The organism is Variovorax sp. V118 (assembly GCF_041154445.1).
GTDB classification, from domain to species: Bacteria; Pseudomonadota; Gammaproteobacteria; order Burkholderiales; family Burkholderiaceae_C; genus Variovorax; species Variovorax boronicumulans.
In genome coordinates, this window is record NZ_AP028663.1 from 7,177,760 (window position 1) to 7,196,878 (window position 19,119).

Genomic DNA, 19,119 nt, shown 5'->3' on the forward strand with positions numbered 1-19,119 from the left:
GCAATAAAGAGAGAAACAAGAGAGCGCCTGCGCGCGATCTTCGTCATTTGTGGCCGCCGCCGCTCGAGTAGCCGCCGTACGAACCGCCCGAGCTGCGGTACCCGCTCGAGGAGCCGCCGCTGCAGTTGCTCATCATGATCAGCACGAAGAGGATGACCACGATGACGAGGATGATCGTGCCGCAGCCCATGCCCGACGCGGCGCTCACGGGCAGCGCGTCGCCGCGCGAGAACAGGTCTTTCTTGGCGTCGAGCTTGAAGGCCGTGGCTACGGCGCCGCTGTCGATCTTGCTGCCCGAGGACCACGTCAGCTCGTTGGCCGAGCGCTCCATCGAGAGCAGCGCGCCGCCGCTGGCGAAGTCGCGGTTGAAGGTCTTCTGGCCGCGCTCGACCTGCCAGTAGAACTCGCCGGCCACGTAGGTGGTCTCGGCGTTGTAGGCGTACTGCTGCTGGTAGCGCTTGTTGAGGTAGGTGGCGGTGGTGCCGTTCTCGGCCATCACGGGCGCGCCGGTGGTCGGCTTGACCATGCTCCAGCCGTCTTCGGCATCGACCAGGAAGCTGAAGCCGCGCTTCTTGTTGTACAGCAGGTACTCGTCCCAGCCGAACTGCTCGTCGTCGCCGGGCTCCTGGCCCATGCGGTGCTGGAAGCCCACCACCTGCCACTGCGCGCCCTGCAGCTGGCCTACGCTGCCCAGCGCGATGAGCGGGCGCACCGGCTCGTTCTGCTCGGCGTGCTTGAGTTCGCCGCCGATGCCTTGCGACAGGTCGATGATGCTGTTGCACGAGCCACAGGTGATGCTCTTGCTGTCGGCCAGGTTGACCGTGACGGGCGAGCCGCAGTTGGGGCAGTTGAAGCTGCGGCCCTTTTCGTCCTTCGCGGATTCGTCGCGCAGGCCAGTGAGCTGCAGATCGTCCAGCTGCACCGAGCGCCCGAGGTACGCGGTGGGCGCGGCGGTGCCGTAGTCGATGCTGAGCACCAGCCCCTTGTCGTTGCGCAGCTCGACCATCGCGAACGGTTGGCCGAGCTCGGGCAGGTGCGGCAACTCGCCCTGCGCGGAGGTCAGCGCCACCTGCTCGTTGGAAGCGACGGTGTAGCTCTGGCCCGCGAAGGCGGTGGTGGCGCCCACGCGCAGGTCGGCCGGCGGCGGCGCGGCGCGCTGCAGGTCGAAGGGCAGCGCGAAGACGTAGGCGCCGTTGTCCTCGCTGAGGACGCCGGTGCGGTCGCCGTCGAGCGCGGCGATCCACTCGGTCCAGCGCCCGCCGGGGTAGGTGTACTGCAGCCGGCCGATCAGCGTGAAGGGCTTGTCCTGGATGCGGCCGGCGGCGAACAGCTGCAGCGGGCTGAAGTCGTCGAACAGCTCGGCCATCTTGCCGGTGCGCGCGAGCGTGTCGCCCTGGCGCACGACGGTGCTCTGGCAATACGGGCAGACCGCGTGCGTCGATTGCGCCGAGCGGAATTCGACCGGCGCGCCGCAGCCGGGGCAGGGCGCGCGGTAGTAGCGTTGGGAGCCGGTTTCCTCAGCCATGGCGCACCGGGTGCGATGGCGCGGCCGGCCACGAATGATTCAAGCCCAAAAGGCCTCTGACGCCCGCTGGGCGGGCGTCAGTCGCTATCGAAAACATTGCGACGAATCAGACGAGCTTTTTCAGCAGTTCGGCCTTCTTGGCGTCGAACTCTTCCTGCGTGAGGATGCCCTTGGTCTTGAGTTCGCCGAGCTTCTCGAGCGTGGTCATCACGTCGGCGGCGCTCACCACGGCCACGGCCGGCTGCTGCGTCGTGGCCGCGGCCTGGGCTGCCGCATTGGGGCTCAGGCCCTGTGCGAGGTTCTGCGCCAGCACCTGGCCGAGCGCCACACCGGCGCCCAAGCCCATCGCGTCGCCCGCGATGCCGCCGCCACCGGCTGCGCCTTCGGCGAACTTGGGAATGGCCTGCGCCGTCTGGTACTGCATGAACTTGCCCATGTCGTTGCCGACCATGCCCATGCCGATCTTCTGGTCGAGGATCTTCTGCAGCTCTTCGGGCAGCGAGACGTTCTGGACCGTGATGTTCTCGAGCTTGATGCCGATCTTCTCGAACTCGGGCACCAGCTGGGTGGCCAGCGCGGTCGCGAACTGGATCTGGTTGGCCGCCAGGTCGAGGAAGGGCAGGCCGCTGGAGGCGATGGCGTTGCTGATGTTCTGCAGCACCAGGCCGCGCAGCTGGCCGTCGAGGTCGGCCACGGAGTAGATGTCGCGCGTGCCGGAGATTTCGGTGTGGAACAGCTTCGGGTCGCCGATGCGGAAGCTGTAGTTGCCGAAGGCGCGCAGGCGCACGGCGCCGAAGTCCTTGTCGCGGATCGTGATCGGTTGGGGCGTGCCCCACTTCTGGTCGACCTGCTGGCGCGTGCTGAAGAAATAGACGTCGCTCTTGAAGGGGGATTCGAAGAGCTTGTCCCAGTTCTTCAGGTACGTGAGCACGGGCAGCGTCTGCGTCGTGAGCTTGTACATGCCGGGGCCGAACACGTCGGCCACCTGGCCTTCGTTGACGAACACGGCCATCTGCGACTCGCGCACGGTGAGCGAGGCGCCGTTCTGGATTTCCATCTCGGCCATCGGGAAACGCCAGGCCAGCGTGCCATCGCCGGACTCGGTCCACTGGATGATGTCGATGAACTGTTTCTTGATGAAATCCATCAGGGCCATGGTCGTTCCTCTCGAGATGTTGTCGGGTTTTGTCCCAGCCGCACATATTGCCACAGGGCCTTGACGGCGCCCCGTGCTTTTGGTCATGCCTGCCACCGGCCATGCGACGTAGGGCGGAATGGACCGAGGTCTACAATCGGCGCCCCCAGAAGAAGCGCCACCAGGAGCAACGGCACATGTCCGATTCGACCGCATCGTCCCCTTCGACCCCCACCCCGGAAGACAAGCGCGCCCTGTTGCGCCGTGCCGCCCTCGAGTACCACGAGTTTCCCGTCCCCGGCAAGATCGCCATCGCGGCGACCAAGCAGATGGTCAACCAGCGCGACCTGTCGCTGGCCTACTCGCCCGGCGTGGCCGCACCCTGCGAGGAAATCGTCAAGGACCCGGCCAACGCCTTCAAGTACACCTCGCGCGGCAACCTCGTGGGTGTCATTTCCAACGGCACCGCCGTGCTGGGCCTGGGCGACATCGGCCCGCTGGCCTCCAAGCCGGTGATGGAAGGCAAGGGCGTTCTCTTCAAGAAATTCGCCGGCGTCGACGTGTTCGACATCGAGATCGACGAGAAGGACCCGGTCAAGCTGGTCGAGATCATCGCCTCGCTGGAGCCCACCTTCGGCGCCATCAACCTGGAAGACATCAAGGCCCCGGACTGCTTCTACGTCGAGCGCGAGCTGCGCAAGCGCATGAAGATCCCGGTGTTCCACGACGACCAGCACGGCACGGCCATCACCGTGGCGGCCGCCATGCTGAACGGCCTGAAGGTGGCCGGCAAGAACATCGCCGAAGTGAAGCTGGTCACCTCGGGCGCGGGCGCCGCGGCGCTGGCCTGCCTGAACCTGCTGCTCAAGGTGGGCCTGAAGCGCGAAAACGTGTTCGTCACCGACCTGGCCGGCGTGGTCTACGAAGGCCGCGAAGAGCTGATGGACGACGACAAGCGCCAGTACATGCAAAAGACCGACATGCGCAAGCTGTCGGAAGTGATCGCCGGCGCCGACGTGTTCCTCGGCCTGTCGGCCGGCGGCGTGCTCAAGCCTGACATGGTCGCGAAGATGGCGCCCAAGCCGGTGATCTTCGCGCTGGCCAACCCGAACCCCGAGATCGCCCCCGAAGACGCCCATGCGGTGCGCAACGACGTGATCATGGCCACGGGCCGCACCGATTACCCGAACCAGGTCAACAACGTCCTGTGCTTCCCGTACATCTTCCGCGGCGCACTCGACTCGGGCGCCACCACCATCACCGACGAGATGGAGATTGCCGCGGTGCACGCCATCGCCGAGCTGGCCCAGGCCGAGCAGAGCGAGCGCGTGGCCGCCGCCTACGCCGGTGAAAAGCTGAGCTTCGGCCCCGAATACCTGATTCCGAAGCCCTTCGACCCGCGCCTGATGATGAAGATCGCGCCGGCCGTGGCCAAGGCGGCCGAGGAAAGCGGCGTGGCGCTGCGTCCCATCAAGGACCTGGACGCCTACCGCGACAAGCTGCAGAGCTTCGTCTACGCCTCGGGCACCACCATGAAGCCGATCTTCGACGCCGCCAAGCGCGCGCCGAAGAAGCGCGTGGCGTATTGCGAAGGCGAGGAAGAACGCGTGCTGCGCGCCGCGCAGATCGTGGTGGACGAAGGCCTGGCGCGCCCGACGCTCATCGGCCGTCCGGCCATCATCGCCCAGCGCATCGAGAAATTCGGCCTGCGCCTGAAGGAAGAGCTTGACTACGACGTCGTCAACGTCGAGCAGGACCACCGCTACCGCGACTTCTGGCAGACCTACCACCGCATGACCGAGCGCAAGGGCCAGACGGTACAGACCGCCAAGATCGAGATGCGCCGCCGCCTCACGCTGATCGGCGCCATGCTGCTGCACAAGAGCGAGGTCGACGGCATGATCTGCGGCACCTGGGGCACCACGCTGATCCACCTGCACTACATCGACCAGGTGATCGGCAAGCGCCCCGGCGGCTGCGCCAGCACCCCGCAGGACGTGCCGGTGTACGCCTGCATGAACGGCCTGCTGCTGCCCGACCGCCAGGTGTTCCTGGTCGACACGCACGTCAACTACGACCCGACGCCCGAGGAACTGGCCGAGATCACGACCATGGCGGCCGAGGAAATGATGCGTTTCGGCCTCAAGCCGAAGGCCGCGCTGCTGTCGCACTCCAACTTCGGCACCAGCAACGAGCCCAGCGCCGTCAAGATGCGCAAGACGCTCGACCTGCTGCGCGTGCAGGCGCCCTGGCTCGAGGTGGACGGCGAAATGCACGGCGACGTGGCGCTGGACAGCAAGCAGCGCGCGGTCGTCATGCCGCACAGCGCGCTCGCGGGCGACGCCAACCTGCTGGTGTTCCCCAACATCGACGCGGCCAACATTTCTTACAACCTGCTCAAGACCGCGGCCGGCGGCAACATCGCCATCGGCCCGGTTCTGCTCGGCGCGGCCAAACCTGTGCACATTCTCACGGCGAGCGCGACTGTTCGCCGCATCGTGAACATGACAGCCTTGACAGTGGCCGACGCAAACGCCGAGAGATAGGCCATTTGGCGAGAGTGGACGCCAACTTAAGGCGTCGCTTTCTGCCCCCGCGACTGCTCAAACTTTGGGCAGTCGCTTGCTATTTTCGCCAGCGTGGTGCACACTCGCGGGCTTGAATTTGCGGGTTAACCCCGAGGTTGAGCGCAATTCAAACCCCCCGCTCTTTTCTTGTGGTGCCCCATGGCGGCTTACGCCTCGATCACGTCCTCTGTCACTAAGTTTGCGCTCACCAGCTTGATGCTGGTGGCTCTGACGACGGGGGCCGAGGCCCGCGGATGGTTCGGCGCCGACAAAACGTCCTCCGAGGCATCGATTGCCCTGACCGATCTGCCGGTCCAGGGCCAGCGAACCTACCAGGCCATCCTTGACGGTGGCCCCTTCCGGTACGACAAAGACGGCACGGTATTCGGCAATCGCGAACGCATCCTGCCAGCGGCACGCCGCGGGCATTACCGCGAATACACGGTGCCAACGCCCGGCGCGCGCAACCGCGGTGCCCGGCGAATCGTTTGCGGTGGCGAGCAGCGCACGGCGCCCGAAGCCTGCTGGTACACGGCGGACCACTATGCGAGTTTCAGACGGATTGCGCCATGAGCGATGACAACGACCTGAGCGGCGCCCCGAAGCGCCCCGACGAGATGATGATGACTATGGAAAGACCAGCGGATATGACCTTATCCCTTCGAGCCGTACGCCCGAACATCGTGCAATCGATCCGCGCGTTCCGCGTGAACGACCTGCAGGATGCCGCCAACGCGGCCGGCCAGCACTTCCTGTACGCCAACCTGGGCAACGCCCAGACCAAGCAGGACGTGCTCGACCTGATTGCCCAGCAGTTCACCTTCCCGGCGCACTTCGGCAAGAACTTCGACGCGCTGTACGACTGCATGACCGACCCGTTGCATAAATCGGGCCCGCAGCCTGGTTTCGTCATCGTGCTCGAACAGATCCCGGCCAACGCCAAGTTCGACAAGGAAGCGCGCGAGCAACTGCTCGACATCTTCCGCGACGCTTCGGACTACTGGGGCGATCGCAAGGTCCCGTTCCGCTGCTTCTATTCTTTTCTGTAGCCCGTTCTGCATCCACCAGCCAAGCAGAACGGGCGAACGAGGCTCAGCCGACCGCTGAAACCCTCGATGGCATCGAAGTCAACACCACCGCCACGGCAGCCGCTGCGGCCACGCCCGCCGCCAGCACCGAGCCGGCCGGCGAGAAAATGCCGACCGACAAGCTCGTCGACGTGTCGCCCCTGGCGCTGCGCATGAGCAGCCCCTTCAACGCGGGCTACTGGCTGGCCGCCGCTTAACAGCAGCGCTCGCCGCCACAAAAAAAAGCCCGTCATCGACGGGCTTTTTTTCATGGGGGAACGGCCTGCGCCAGTGCAACGTATTCGGCCACCGGCACCTCCTCGGCCCGGCGCTGGATGTCGAACTCGCCGCTGAAGCCGTGCTCCCCGAGCCACTTGCCCAGCGTGTGCCGCAGGATCTTGCGGCGCTGGCTGAAGGCGACCTGCACGATCTCGCCGAGCCGTGCCGCATCGACCACCGGCGGCTGCGCGAGCGGCACCATGCGCACCACGGCGCTGTCCACGCGCGGGGGCGGGTCGAAGCTCTCGGGCGGCACGAACAGCACGTTCTCCATGTCGTAGCGCCACTGCAGCATCACGCTCAGGCGGCTGTAGTCCGAGGTGGCGGGCCGGGCCACCATGCGGTCGATCACTTCCTTTTGCAGCATGAAGTGCTGGTCGGCGATCAGGTGGGCATAGCCCAGCAGGTGGAACAGGATCGGCGTGGAGATGTTGTAGGGCAGGTTGCCCACCACGCGCAGCGGCTTCGGTTCGGCCTTGGCCGCGAGTTCGGCGAAGTCGACCTTGAGCACGTCCGACTCGATGACGTCGAGCTGCAGATGCTCGCGCAGCCGCTTGGCCAGGTCGCGGTCGAGCTCGATGACCGTCAGGCGGCCGAGCCGCTCGACCAGCGGCTGCGTGAGCGCCGCCAACCCCGGCCCGATCTCGACCATCGCATCGCCGGGCTGCGGCGCGATCGCCTGCACGATCCCGTCGATGATCCCGCCGTCGGACAGGAAGTGCTGTCCGAACCGCTTTCTTGCAATGTGCTGTGCCATCGCGGCCTAGAGCGCTGCCGCTGCCATCAGGACTGCGGCGTCTCGCGGTATTCGACGTAGGCGCGCGCGCGCACTTCCTGCACCCAGGTGGTGAAGGCTTCTTCGACACGCTGTTCGCGCAGCGCGGCACGCGCGGCTTCGCGCTGCTCCGACTGGCTCAGCTTGGCTTCGCGGCGGCCGACCACCTGGATCAGGTGGACACCGAAGCGCGACACCACGGGGTCGCTGATCTGGCCAGGCGTGAGCCGGTCCATGGCTTCCTCGAACTCGGGCACGAACTGGCCGGGGCGCGACCAGCCGAGGTCGCCGCCTTCCTTGGCGCTCGCGTCCTGCGAGTTGTCGCGCGCCAGGCCGGCGAAGTCGGCGGTGCCGGCCTGCACGCGGCGCTTGAATTCCTGCAGCTGGGCCACCGCCTGCGCGGTCGTGCGCTTGGGGTCGTTCAGCAGCAGGATGTGGCGTACCTGGGTCTGGGTGATGGACGCATCCGACGAGCCCACCTGTGCCTTGGTCAGCACCTTGAGCACGTGGAAGCCGGCGCCCGAGCGCACAGGCCCGGCGATGCCGTTCACCGCGGTCGATTGCGTGGCCTCGACGAACACGGGCGGGTAGCGGTCGGCGCTGCGCAGGCCGAGCGCGCCGCCGTTGGCACGGTCGGGCGAGTCGGAGTTCTCGCGCACCAGCTTGGCGAAGTCTTCGCCGCTGCGCGCGCGCTGTGCAAGGTCGGTGGCCTTCTTCTGCGCGGTCGCGACCTGCGCCTCGGTGGCGTTCTCGGGCACGGCCACCAGCAGCTGGGCGATGTTGAGGTTGAGCAGGGCGTTGTTCTTGACGGCGCTTTCGCGCTGTTCGCGCAGGTACTCGTCGGCCTCGATGTCGCTGATCTTGACCTTGGACTCGACCTCGCGGTCGCGCAGGCGCGTGAGCAGCAGCTGGTCGCGCAGGTCGTTGCGGAATTCGCGCGGCGAGATGCCTTCGGCCGCCACGCGGCTGCGCAGCTCGGTGAGGCTGATCTCGTTCTGGCGGGCCACGGTCTGCTCGGCCTGGTCGATCGCCACGTCATCGACCTTGATGCCGTTTTCCTTCGCCAGCTGCAGCTGCGCGCGCTCGGTGATCAGGCGCTCCAGCACGAGGCGCGTGAGCTCGGCGCGCGGCACGCGCTCGGCGTCCGGGTTCTCGCGGATCAGCCGCGTGACACGCGACTGCACCTCGGTGTTGGTGATCGGCTCGGAGTTGACCAGCGCCACGATGTACTCGGCCGCGCGCTGCACCGGCGCCGCCGCGGGACCGGCCGGGCGCGCCGCCGGCGGCACGATCCGGGGACCGGCACGCATGATGTCCGTGATGCCGCTGCCGGAACGAAAGCCCTGTGCGCCGGCCGTTGCGGCGATGGCCGCAAGGCAACCCAGGGTGATGAGGGAACGGATGTGTTTCATGGCGTGAACGGTCGTCGTTTCAATCGTAATTGGTGAAGCGGCTCGGGGCTTCGGTCGGTTGACGCAGCGGCTGGTAGCGCTGGATGTTCTGTCGCAGCGCCTGCATCGGGCTCGACCCGATGCTGGAGAAACCGACGAATTCGAGCTGGAACATGATGCGGGTGTTGGCCGTCACCTGGCCGGTGGTGATGCGCTGCAGCACCACGCGGCTGATCCAGCAGCAGCCGTCGTACTCGACCCCGAGCACGCCGTCCGTGAGCTTCTTGTCCTGCAGGCTGTAGTTCAGGCGGCCCACGGCGTACCAGCGTCCGCCGCCTTCGCCCTTGCCCGGCCCGAGGTCCTTGCCCTTGTCGCCCCACAGGTCGTTGAGCGGCCATTGCCAGCCGAAGTCGATCGACTTGTTGCCGTCGGTGGCCGTGGGCGTGCTCGGCGCCTGGTAGCGGAAGGCAGCGCTGAGGTTGCGGTACGGGCCCGGGTTGTATCGCGCGCTGATCGCGCTGCGCGTGGAACGGCGCGAATCGGGGTTGTACTGGAGCAGCGTGTCCAGGCTCCACTTGGGCGTCCAGTTGATCTGGGCGCCCAGCAGCAGGTCGCTGGTGCGGTCGGTGACCGGCGCGACGCCCGGCAGCGTGACTTTCTGGTCAGCGAAACGGAAGCGCTGCGCGATGCCGAAGCGTACGGCTTCCACGCCGGTGCCCGGGTCGATCAGGCGGGACGTGACGCCCAGCGTGAGGGCGTTGGTGTCCGAGATGCGGTCCGCGCCCGAGAACGCGTTCTCGGTGTAGATGGTCGCAAAGCTGAAGTCGTTGGCGGCCGAGTCGTAGTTCGGCAGCATGCTCTGGTTTCGGTACGGCGTGTACACGTAGTACGCGCGCGGCTCCAGCGTCTGGCGGAAGGCGCGGCCGAAGTAGCTGGCGTCGCGCTCGAAGACCAGGCCGCTGTCCAGGCTGAAGGTCGGCACGACGCGGTTCGACGAGGTCGGAAAGAAGTACAGCTGGCTCGGGTTGTACGGCATCCCGTTCACGTAGTCGATGCCGTTGACCGACACCTTCGGAATGGACGACTGCGGCAGGTAGTAGTTGTACGAGGTCGCGTGCAGCTGCAGCTTGGGGATGACGAAGGAGCTCGGCGTGAGGAACGGTCGGCTGATCGCCGCCTGCGCGAACACGCGATCACCGTCGGGCTGCGACTGCTGGAGCAGATCGAAGCCAGGCTGGCCGGCCAGGATGCTGTTGACGCGAAAGCGCGAGTAGTCGGTGTTCAGCGAAACGTCGAAGCCGTGCCAGTCGTACTTGGCGTAGTTGGCCGTGATCTGCGGCATGCGGTCGTACGAGGGCACGACCGGCGACAGGTTGTACTGCAGCGTCTGGTAGCGCAGGGCACGTACGGCGCCGCTCCAGTCGCCCTTGGTCCAACTCACCGCACCCTCATTCGGCAGCTGGCGCTGCGCAAGCGTCGGCGTGCGCGTGAAGTCGCGCCAGTAGTCGTTGTCGCTGACACGGTTGATCGTGAGGCTGGCCGACAGCGAGTCCAGGCCCAGCGCCTTGGCGTCGAAGTCGTGGCGATGGTTGAGCCACAGGCCCCAGCGCTTGCTGCTGTCGGGCGGCTTGCCGAAGTTCAGGTCCTTGAGCGCGATCTCGCCGTTGTTCAGCTTCTGCAGCTGCTCGGCGCGCGCCTCGTTGTAGCGCTGGCCCACGAGGCGGTCGCTGCCCATCAGGTCCAGGCGGATGCTGCCGCTGTAGTCCTTCTCGAGGTAGCGGAATTCGCTGGCCAGGTTGAGTCCGCGCTTGCTCATCAGCGTGGGCGTGAAGGTGGCGTCGCGGTTGGGCGCGATGTTCCAGTAGTAGGGCTGCGCGACCTCGAAGCCGTTGGTGTTGTCCAGCCCGATGGTGGGCGGCAGCAGGCCGCTCTTGCGTTCGTTGGACAGCGGGAAGGTCACGCGCGGGATCGGCGGCGTCGTGATGCCCATGAAGCTCATGCGCGCATCGATGGCGACGCCTTCGTTTTCCTCGGTGTCGGTGGTCAGCGTGGCGGCGGTCAGCAGCCAGGCCGGCATCCAGCCCGGGAAGTCTTCGCGGCGGCAGGTGGTGTAGCTGGCGCGCCGCGCGATCGAGACGTTGGAGTCGACGAAGTCAATGCGCTCGGCCTCGCCGTGGCCGCCGGTCGCGAGGAAGCGGTAGCGCACGTTGTTGAAGAAGCCCTCGAAGGTCTCGAGCTTGAGCTCCAGCTCGGGGCCCTCGTACACGTTGCCGGCCTGGTTGACCCGCACGTTGCCGGTGGCCTTGGCGCGGTCGTCCGGCTGGTAATACTCGAGGCGGTCGGCCGTGATGGCGAGCGGGCCACGGCGCAGCGTGGCGTTGCCCTCGACCACGGTCTCGAGGTCGGGGCGGCCGGAAATGCGGTCGCCAGTGACGAGGCTGGGCAGCTGGCTGCGTTGCACGGGCGTCAGCGTCTCGGTGAGCAGCGGCGTGCGCTTCAGCGTGAGCGGTCCCTCAAGCACACCGGCTTGCTGGGCAAAGGCGCCATGCGCGTGCAGCAGCGCCAGCGACAGCACGGCCAGTGGCAGCGGCGGGCTCGAACGTCGCAAGGCAGCGCGTGGGGTCGTAGGCATCGATTCGGAACGAAAAATCGTCGGGACGGCGCGGCAAGCCGGCGGGTTGCGGGGTCCGGCAGCCACCCCGCCCGGTCGGATCGACCTCGAGCAGGGGTGCCGCGCCAGGCGGATTTGTAGAATTGATTATCCATGACAGCACCTTCGACCCCGGCGTCCACGACCCCACACCCCGCCCAGGCCATTCTCTGGACAGATCCGCAGCGGGCCGAAGCGTTCCGGGGCTGGCTGGCCGGCATTGCCGACACCCGGCAACTGCGCCCGGACACCGTCCGGCTGGCCTCGGCCGACGCCAGCTTTCGCCGCTACTTCCGCCTCGACACCACCGACGGCCGCACGCGCATCGTGATGGATGCGCCGCCCGACAAGGAAAACAGCGCCCCCTTCGTGCAGGTGGCACAGCTGATGGCCGAAGCCGGCGTGACGGCGCCGCAGGTGCTCGAATGGGACCGCGACCACGGCTTCCTGCTGCTCGACGACCTGGGCCGCCAGACCATGCTGGACGTGATCGACCCGGCCCGCCCGGACGCCAACCGGCCGCTCTACGACCTGGCCATCGACGCGCTGATCCGCTGGCAGCAGGCCTCCAAGCCCGGCGTGCTGCCGCCTTATGACCGGGCCCTGCTCGAGCGTGAACTGGCGCTCTTTCCCGAGTGGTACATCGGCAAGCACCGCGGCGTGGCCGTGGAAGGCCAGCTGAAAGAGCGCCTGGACCGCGCCTTCGCGCTGATCGTCGAGAACAACCTCGCGTCGCCGAGCGTCTACGTGCACCGCGACTTCATGCCGCGCAACCTGATGGTGGGCGACGACGCCGGCCAGCCGCTGGGCGTGCTCGACTTCCAGGACGCCGTCTACGGCCCGATCACCTACGACATCGCCAGCCTGATGCGCGACGCCTTCCTCAGCTGGGACGAGGAGTTCGTGCTCGACATCACCATCCGCTACTGGACCGCCGCGCGCAAGGCCGGGCTGCCGGTCGACGAGGACTTCGGCGCCTTCTACCGCGCGGTCGAATGGATGGGTCTGCAGCGCCACCTCAAGGTGGCCGGCATCTTCGCGCGCCTCACGCTGCGCGACGGCAAGCCGCGCTACCTGGCCGACACACCTCGCTTCATCGCTTACATCCGCGCCACCGCCAGCCGTTACATCGAGCTGAAGCCGCTGCTGCGCGTGATCGACGAGGTCGAGGGCACCACGGCCGTGACCGGCTTCGCCTACGGCCGAGTCTGAAGAGAAACTGAAAAAAGCCGAAAAAGAAAATCGCTGTAGCGCCCGCACCACGGGCGCCATCAGCTCCTGATCTCATCGCATGCCCCGTTTTCACTGCTCCGTGCCGCTGACCGCCGGCGCCAGCCTGGCGCTGCCGCCGGGCGCCGCGCGCCATGTGCAGGTGCTGCGCATGCAGCCCGGCGACACGCTCACCCTGTTCGACGGCGCGGGCGGCGAGTACGCCGCGACGGTCGAGCGCATGGGCCGCAGCGAGGTCGCGGTGGCGGTGGGAGCCCACACGCCCATCGAGCGCGAAGCGGCCCGCGCCGTGCACCTCGCGGTCGGCATGCCGGCCAACGAGCGGATGGACTGGCTGGTCGAAAAGGCCACCGAACTCGGCGTGACCAGCATCCAGCCGCTGGCCACGGCGCACGGCGTGCTGCGCCTGTCGGGCGAACGCGCCGAGAAGAAACGGGCGCACTGGGAAGCCATCGCCGTTGCGGCCTGCGAGCAGTGCGGTCGCAACCGCGTGCCGGTGATCCATCCGGTGCAGTCCTTCGCGGGCTGGCTCGGCGGCGCTGCCGCCGCGGATACGGCATCGACGCGACTAGTGCTGAGCCTGGCCGAGGGCACGCGCGCCGTCACCGCCGTGGCCGCAGAGACACCCGCCACGCAACCCGCGCTCGTGCTCAGCGGCCCCGAAGGCGGCCTCAGCGCCAGTGAAGAGCACGACGCCATCGCGCGCGGCTTCGCACCGGCCACGCTCGGCGCGCGGGTGCTGCGCGCCGAAACCGCGGCGCTCGCAGCGCTGGTGTCGCTCGTCGGCGCCTGAACTGTTTGGGGGGTGTTTTCCGCGAGGCGCACACCGGGCGCCTGCGGAACAATGGCCGCTTCGTTTTTCCTTGTTCACTCCGCCTCCCGGAAGGACCGCTCCCCCCATGCCTCGTTCATCCCGCGCGTTTCGTCTCGCCCCCCTTGTCCTGGCCGCGCTGTGCGCCATGCCCACCGTTCACGCCCAAAGCCAGGCCGTTGCGCCCACACCGGCGCAGGTCAGCCCCGCGGTCGACCAGGCCTACACCCAGCTCATGGCGTCGCCCGCGATCCGCAAGCTGCTGGAATCGGTCAAGGCCGACCACGAACGCACGGTCGAAGAACTGAAGACGCTGACCGAGATCGAGGCGCCGCCCTTCAAGGAACAGAAGCGCGCCGAAGCCTTCCTGGCACGCCTGAAAGCGCTCGGCCTGCCCGACGCGAAGATCGACGCCGAGGGCAACGTGGTCGGCCTGCGCAAGGGCACGGGCAACGGCCCCAAGCTGCTCATTTCGGCGCACCTGGACACCGTCTTTCCGGCCGGCACCGACGTCAAGGTGAAGGAGCGCGACGGCAAGCTCTTCGCGCCCGGCATCGGTGACGACACGCGCGGCCTGTCGGTGCTGCTGTCATGGCTCAAGGTGCTCAACGACAACAAGATCCAGACCGTGGGCGACCTGATGATCGTTGCCAACGTCGGCGAGGAAGAGCTGGGCAACCTGCGCGGCATGAAGGCCATCTTCCGCGACCACCTGGACATCGACGGCATGGTCGGCCTCGAGCCCTCGCCCGACGGCCACGTGCTGGTGCTCGGCACCGCGAGCCACCGCTACGAAGTGACGTTCAAGGGCCCGGGCGGCCACAGCTTCGGCGCCTTCGGACAGGTGCCCAGCGCGATCCACGGCATGGGCCGCGCCATCGCCAAGATCGCCGAGGTGCGCACGCCCAGCTTCCCCAAGACCACCTTCACCGTCGGCACCGTCGGCGGCGGCACCTCGGTGAACACCATCGCGCCCGATGCGCGCATGGCCATCGACATCCGCTCGGACGACATGGCCTCGCTGCTGGAGACCGAGAAGAAGATCCTCGCCACGCTCGACGAGGCCGTGGCAGAAGAGAACAAGCGCTGGAACGTGACCAGCCTGAGCGTGAGCACCAAGCTGATCGGCGACCGCCCGGGTGGCCGCACGGCGCCCGACTCGGTGATCGTCGAGGCCGCCACGCGTTCCAACAGTGCTTTCGGCCACAAGACGCTGCTGCGCGGCGGCAGCACGGATGCGAACGTTCCCATTTCGCTGGGCATCCCGGCCATCATCATCGGCGGCGGCGGCAAGTCGGGCGGATTCCACTCGCTGGCCGAGTCGATTGACGTGACAGATGCATGGAAAGGCGCGCAGAATTCGCTCGTCACTGTGCTCGGCCTGGTCGGTGTGCAGGGCGTCAGCCCCGCGCTCCTGCCGAAACGCGCAGCACGCAGCAAGTAATTTGTCACGTTGCCAGTTCGAAAGTGGCGCGGCCACTTTCGGCGAGCGGGTCGCCACATTGGAAAATGTGAGCGTTTCTGTCACACACCAAGGAATGGTCATGGGGTTGCTCGATTCGGTACTCGGTCAGGTGCTAGGAGGCGCTGCACAGCAGCAGCAACCGCAAGGCGGTGGCCTCGGGGGATTGGGAGATCTCGGAAGCCTCGCCGGCGCCCTGGGCGGCCTGCTTGCCAACAACGGCGGGCAGGGCGGCCTCGGCGGCATGGTCTCGAAATTCGAGCAGGCGGGCATGGGCGACGTGATCGGCTCGTGGATCGGCAACGGTGAAAACAAGCCGGTCTCGGGCGATCAGTTGCAGAACGCGCTGGGCGGCGACACGATCGCCGCCATCGCCTCCAAGCTCGGCATCAACGCACAAATGCTGCTGCCGATGCTGGCCACCATGCTGCCGGCCCTCATCAACCAGCTCACGCCGCAGGGCAAGGTGCCCGAGCAAGGCCTCGGCAACCACGAAGACCTGCTGGGCTCGCTCAGCGGTCTGCTGCAAGGCAACAAGCCGACCTGACCTGCCATCCGGCGAATTTCATTCTCAGAATTCCGGCGCCCGCGAGGGCGCTTTTTTTTGGCCGGCGCCTTGCCTTCGCCGGCCAATCGCGTAGAACCGCGCCCCATGAATCGCAATCTGTGGCTCCTGGCCATCTGCCAGGGCCTGCTCCTGACCAACAACGTCACCTTCATCGCCATCAACGGTCTCGTGGGCCTGGGCATCGCGCCGCTGGGATGGATGGCCACGCTGCCTGTGATGGGTTACGTGGTGGGCGGCGCGCTGAGCACGGGGCTGGTGGCGCGCACGCAGCAACACTTCGGCCGCCGCGGTTCGTTCCAGATCGGGCTGGCGGTGGCGGTCGGCTCGGCGCTGCTGTGCGCCTACGCGGCGTCCTCGAAGAACTTCTGGCTGCTGTGCTTCGCCACCCTGGTCGCCGGCTACTACAACGCCAACGCCGGGCTCTACCGTTTCGCGGCGGCCGAACTGGCATTGCCGGCCTGGCGCGAGAAGGCCGTGTCGATGGTGATGGCCGGCGGCCTGATCGGTGCGGTGGCGGGGCCGAACCTGGCGACCTTCACGCGCGACGCCCTCTCCGTGCCCTTCGCCGGCGCGTACATCGCGTTGGCGGCGGTGGCATTGCTCTCGATGGCGGTGATGCATTTCATCGAGTTCCCGCCGTCACCGACCCGCAAGGAAGCCGCCGGCGGCAGGCCGCTGGGCGAGATCATGCGCCAGCCCGTGTTCATCGTGTCGGCCGCCGCAGGTGCGCTGAGCTACGGCGTGATGAACCTGCTGATGGCCGCCACGCCCATCGCAATGCAGATCTGCAGCCTGCCGTTTTCCGACGCGGCGCTGGTGCTCGAGTGGCACGTGATCGGCATGTTCGCGCCGGGCTTCTTCACCGGCCACCTGATCCGCCGTTTCGGCGCGCTGCCGGTGATGGGGGTGGGGCTGGCGCTCAACCTCGGCTGCATCGTGGTGGCGCTGTCGGGCGTGGACCTGCACCACTTCCTGGTCGCGCTGTTTCTGCTGGGCGTGGGCTGGAATTTCCTGTTCACCGGCAGCACGACGCTCTCGCTCACGGCCTACACCGCCGAGGAGCGCGACCGGGCCCAGGGCGCGCTCAACTTCTGCGTGTTCGCGACGCTGGCGCTGACCTCGTTCGCCTCGGGCGTATTGGTGACCACGCAGGGCTGGCAGCTTTTGAACTACGGCTCGCTGGTGCCGGTGGCCCTGACCGGTGCCGCGCTGCTCTGGCTCGCGCAGACGCAACGCCGGCGCGCGCCGGTGGCCAAGGCCTGAGCCTCAGGCCACGCGCGCGGAGACAGCCGCCGCTGGAAACCGCCGGTCGAGCCAGCGCTGCAGCGTGTCGAAGACGGGCTCCGCATCGAGTTCGTTGAAGAGCTCGTGGTACAGCGCGTCGAAGCACTTCGCCTCGACGTTGCCGCTGGGCGCCGCGGCGGCCGCGAAGGCGCGGCTCGCTGCCGGCCGCACGAGCCGGTCGTCGCCCGCGTAGATCAGCAGCGTGGGCACCGGCCAGCGCGCCGCGTGCTGCTGCACCGTGGCACCTTCGTAGGCGAGAAAACGCGCCAGCCGGCTGCCGATGCGGTCGTGCGTGAGCGGATCGTCGCGGTAGGCCTGCACCACCACCGGGTCGTGCGAGAGGTAGTTGTCGTCGAGCCCGTTGCCCACGCGCAGGTTGGGCGCGATGCGCGGCAGCACCGCCAGCAGCATCTTCTGGAAACCGTTCAGCCCCGGGTCGAGCCCCGGCGACGACAGCACCAGCGCATCGACCGGCCGCACGCCGCGCGCCACCAGGCTCGCGGCGACCAGGCCGCCCAGGCTGTGGCCCAGCAGCACCAGCGGCACGCCGGGGTTCTCGCGGCGCGCGTCGTCGATCACCAGCGCCAGGTCGTCGACCAGACGCAGCTCGCCGGGCAGGCCGCCGCGCGCGCCGGTGGATTCGCCGTGCCCGTGATGGTCGTGCGCCCAGACCGCGAAGCCCCAGGCATGCAGTTGCTTGGCGAGGCCGTGATAGCGCCCCGCATGCTCGCCCAGCCCGTGCACCACGACCACCACGGCGCGGGGCGTGCCCGCGGCGGGCAGCCGCCGCAGCGCCAGCGTCTCGCCGTCCGGCGTGGACAGCGACACGCGGTGCGGCAAGGGCAGCGCGTCGCTCAAACGGCCACCGGCTCCGACGCCGCGGCGCGGTGCGCGACGGGCAGGGCGGCGATGACCTCGGCCACGGCGGCCGTCAGCTTCTTGGCGTAGGGCACGTGCAGGAACTCGTTGGGGCCGTGCGCGTTGCTCTTCGGGCCCAGCACGCCGCAGACCATCATCTGCGCCGTCGGGAAGCCGGCGCTCAGCATGTTCATCAGCGGGATCGTGCCGCCCTGGCCGATGTAGCCGCAGGAGGCGCCGAAGTGCGCGCGCGAGGCCTTGTTGAGCGCGTCCTCGAACCACGGCGTGATGGTGGGGGCGTTCCAGCCGGTGGCGCCGCCGCCGCTTTCGAAGGTGACGCGCGCCTGGTAGGGCGCGTTGTCCTCGAGCAGGGCCTTGAGCTTTTGCACCGTCTCGGCTGCATCGACCAGCGGCGGCAGGCGCAGCGAGAGCTTGAAGGCGGTGTAGGGGCGCAGCACGTTGCCCGCGTCCTTCAGGGCCGGGAAGCCTTCGGCGCCGGTGACCGACAGCGTGGGCTTCCAGGTGCGGTTGAGCAGCGCCTCGACCGGGTCGGTGGTGGTCGGCAGCGCGAACATGGTCGAGCCGCCGCAGTCGTAGTGCGCCCACGGGAAGCGCTTGTAGACCTCGTCGCCGAGGATGGCGGCCGTGGCCTTGGCCTGCGCGAGCCGGTCGGCCGGCACTTCGCAATGGAAGCTCGCGGGCAGCAGGCGGCCGGTGGCGCTGTCTTCGAGGCGGTCGAGCACCTGCCGCATGATGCGGAAGCTCGAGGGCACGAGGCCCGAGGCGTCGCCCGAGTGGATGCCTTCGGTCAGCACCTCGACCTTGAGCGTGCCGCTGGCCATGCCGCGCAGCGAGGTCGTGAGCCACAGCTGGTCGTAGTTGCCGGCACCCGAATCGAGGCAGATCACCAGCTCGACCTCGCCCAGGCGCGGACGCAGCGCGTCGACGTAGGGCAGCAGGTCGTAGGAGCCGCTTTCCTCGCAGGTTTCGATGAGGCCGACGATGCGCGGGTGCGCCACGCCCTGGGCCTTGAGCGCCTGCAGCGCGGCCACGCTGGCGTACACCGCGTAGCCGTCGTCGGCCCCGCCGCGGCCGTAGAGCAGGCCGTTCTCGTACTTGGGCGTCCACGGGCCGAGGTCGTTGCGCCAGCCGGTGAACTCGGGTTGCTTGTCGAGGTGGCCGTACATGAGCACGGTCTCGGTCATGTTCGTGCCGGTGGCCGGCACTTCGAAGAACAGCACCGGCGTGCGGCCTTCGAGGCGCACGATCTCCAGCTTCAGGCCCTCGACCTTCTGCGCCTCGACCCAGGCCGCGGCGTTGCGCAGCACGGTCTCCAGGTAGCCGTTGGCCGACCAGTCCTTGTCAAAGCCGGGCGACTTGGCGGGAATGGCGATGTAGTCGGTGAGTTGCTTGACGATGTCGCCGTCCCATCGGGCGGTGACATCAGAGAGGGCGCGCGTCGCGTCGAGCGTGCCGGCGGGCATTTCACGGTGCAGGGGGGCGTTCATCGGGGATTC

The 19,119-nt window shown here is 67.8% G+C and carries 15 protein-coding genes; 8 read left to right on the forward strand and 7 right to left on the reverse strand.

Annotation, left to right across the window (positions count from 1 at the left end):
• Nucleotides 1-43 precede the first annotated feature (43 nt).
• Both ACAM52_RS33545 and ACAM52_RS33550 read right to left on the reverse strand, forming a co-directional pair.
• The gene (locus ACAM52_RS33545; RefSeq protein WP_369645704.1) at nucleotides 44-1,525 is read right to left on the reverse strand and encodes a DUF4178 domain-containing protein; all 1,482 of its coding nucleotides are present in this window, start codon (nucleotides 1,523-1,525) and stop codon (nucleotides 44-46) included.
• A 106-nt stretch (nucleotides 1,526-1,631) separates the two neighbouring features.
• Nucleotides 1,632-2,681 carry an SPFH domain-containing protein gene (locus tag ACAM52_RS33550; RefSeq protein ID WP_101490731.1) on the reverse strand — a complete coding sequence of 350 codons (1,050 nt, stop codon included), beginning with the start codon at nucleotides 2,679-2,681 and terminating at the stop codon, nucleotides 1,632-1,634.
• A 176-nt stretch (nucleotides 2,682-2,857) separates the two neighbouring features.
• Between ACAM52_RS33550 and ACAM52_RS33555 the strand changes: the two genes are divergently transcribed.
• From ACAM52_RS33555 to ACAM52_RS33565, 3 genes are all read left to right on the forward strand, one after another.
• Entirely contained in the window at nucleotides 2,858-5,206 is a 2,349-nt protein-coding gene (locus tag ACAM52_RS33555; RefSeq protein WP_369645705.1) for an NADP-dependent malic enzyme, read from the forward strand.
• A 180-nt stretch (nucleotides 5,207-5,386) separates the two neighbouring features.
• Entirely contained in the window at nucleotides 5,387-5,800 is a 414-nt protein-coding gene (locus ACAM52_RS33560) for a ribonuclease domain-containing protein (protein WP_056574987.1), read from the forward strand.
• A 50-nt stretch (nucleotides 5,801-5,850) separates the two neighbouring features.
• Complete coding sequence (locus ACAM52_RS33565) at nucleotides 5,851-6,276, forward strand: barstar family protein (RefSeq protein ID WP_095747788.1); 426 nt, start codon at nucleotides 5,851-5,853, stop codon at nucleotides 6,274-6,276.
• A gap of 286 nt (nucleotides 6,277-6,562) precedes the next feature.
• On the opposite strand, the gene rsmA is transcribed toward ACAM52_RS33565, so the two are convergent.
• The 3 genes from rsmA to ACAM52_RS33580 are packed head-to-tail and all read right to left on the reverse strand — an operon-like array spanning nucleotide 6,563 to nucleotide 11,371.
• Nucleotides 6,563-7,330 (reverse strand): 16S rRNA (adenine(1518)-N(6)/adenine(1519)-N(6))-dimethyltransferase RsmA, encoded by a 768-nt coding sequence (gene rsmA / locus ACAM52_RS33570; RefSeq protein WP_369645706.1) that lies wholly within the window; start codon nucleotides 7,328-7,330, stop codon nucleotides 6,563-6,565.
• Between the two features lie 26 nt (nucleotides 7,331-7,356).
• Nucleotides 7,357-8,760 carry a peptidylprolyl isomerase gene (locus ACAM52_RS33575; protein WP_369645707.1) on the reverse strand — a complete coding sequence of 468 codons (1,404 nt, stop codon included), beginning with the start codon at nucleotides 8,758-8,760 and terminating at the stop codon, nucleotides 7,357-7,359.
• Between the two features lie 19 nt (nucleotides 8,761-8,779).
• Nucleotides 8,780-11,371, reverse strand: a complete 2,592-nt coding sequence (locus ACAM52_RS33580) for an LPS-assembly protein LptD (protein ID WP_369645708.1) — start codon at nucleotides 11,369-11,371, stop codon at nucleotides 8,780-8,782.
• A gap of 132 nt (nucleotides 11,372-11,503) precedes the next feature.
• On the opposite strand from ACAM52_RS33580, the gene ACAM52_RS33585 reads away from it, so the two are divergent.
• The 5 genes from ACAM52_RS33585 (at nucleotide 11,504) to ACAM52_RS33605 (ending at nucleotide 16,723) form a co-directional block, all read left to right on the forward strand.
• Nucleotides 11,504-12,601 (forward strand): aminoglycoside phosphotransferase family protein, encoded by a 1,098-nt coding sequence (locus ACAM52_RS33585; protein ID WP_369645709.1) that lies wholly within the window; start codon nucleotides 11,504-11,506, stop codon nucleotides 12,599-12,601.
• Between the two features lie 79 nt (nucleotides 12,602-12,680).
• Nucleotides 12,681-13,412 carry a 16S rRNA (uracil(1498)-N(3))-methyltransferase gene (locus ACAM52_RS33590; protein WP_369645710.1) on the forward strand — a complete coding sequence of 244 codons (732 nt, stop codon included), beginning with the start codon at nucleotides 12,681-12,683 and terminating at the stop codon, nucleotides 13,410-13,412.
• Between the two features lie 106 nt (nucleotides 13,413-13,518).
• A complete protein-coding gene (locus ACAM52_RS33595; RefSeq protein ID WP_369645711.1) occupies nucleotides 13,519-14,874 on the forward strand; it encodes a M20/M25/M40 family metallo-hydrolase in 1,356 nt (451 codons plus the stop codon).
• 100 nt (nucleotides 14,875-14,974) lie between these two features.
• A complete protein-coding gene (locus tag ACAM52_RS33600; RefSeq protein ID WP_070063350.1) occupies nucleotides 14,975-15,439 on the forward strand; it encodes a YidB family protein in 465 nt (154 codons plus the stop codon).
• Between the two features lie 105 nt (nucleotides 15,440-15,544).
• Nucleotides 15,545-16,723: an MFS transporter gene (locus ACAM52_RS33605; RefSeq protein WP_369645712.1), complete on the forward strand. Its 1,179-nt coding sequence runs from the start codon at nucleotides 15,545-15,547 to the stop codon at nucleotides 16,721-16,723.
• A 3-nt stretch (nucleotides 16,724-16,726) separates the two neighbouring features.
• On the opposite strand, the gene ACAM52_RS33610 is transcribed toward ACAM52_RS33605, so the two are convergent.
• Both ACAM52_RS33610 and ACAM52_RS33615 read right to left on the reverse strand, forming a co-directional pair.
• Nucleotides 16,727-17,602: a lysophospholipase gene (locus ACAM52_RS33610; RefSeq protein ID WP_369645713.1), complete on the reverse strand. Its 876-nt coding sequence runs from the start codon at nucleotides 17,600-17,602 to the stop codon at nucleotides 16,727-16,729.
• Nucleotides 17,599-19,110, reverse strand: coding sequence for a M20 family metallopeptidase (locus ACAM52_RS33615; RefSeq protein WP_369645714.1), 1,512 nt, complete (start codon nucleotides 19,108-19,110; stop codon nucleotides 17,599-17,601). The genes ACAM52_RS33610 and ACAM52_RS33615 overlap by 4 nt, the downstream gene beginning before the upstream one ends.
• Nucleotides 19,111-19,119: the final 9 nt, after the last annotated feature.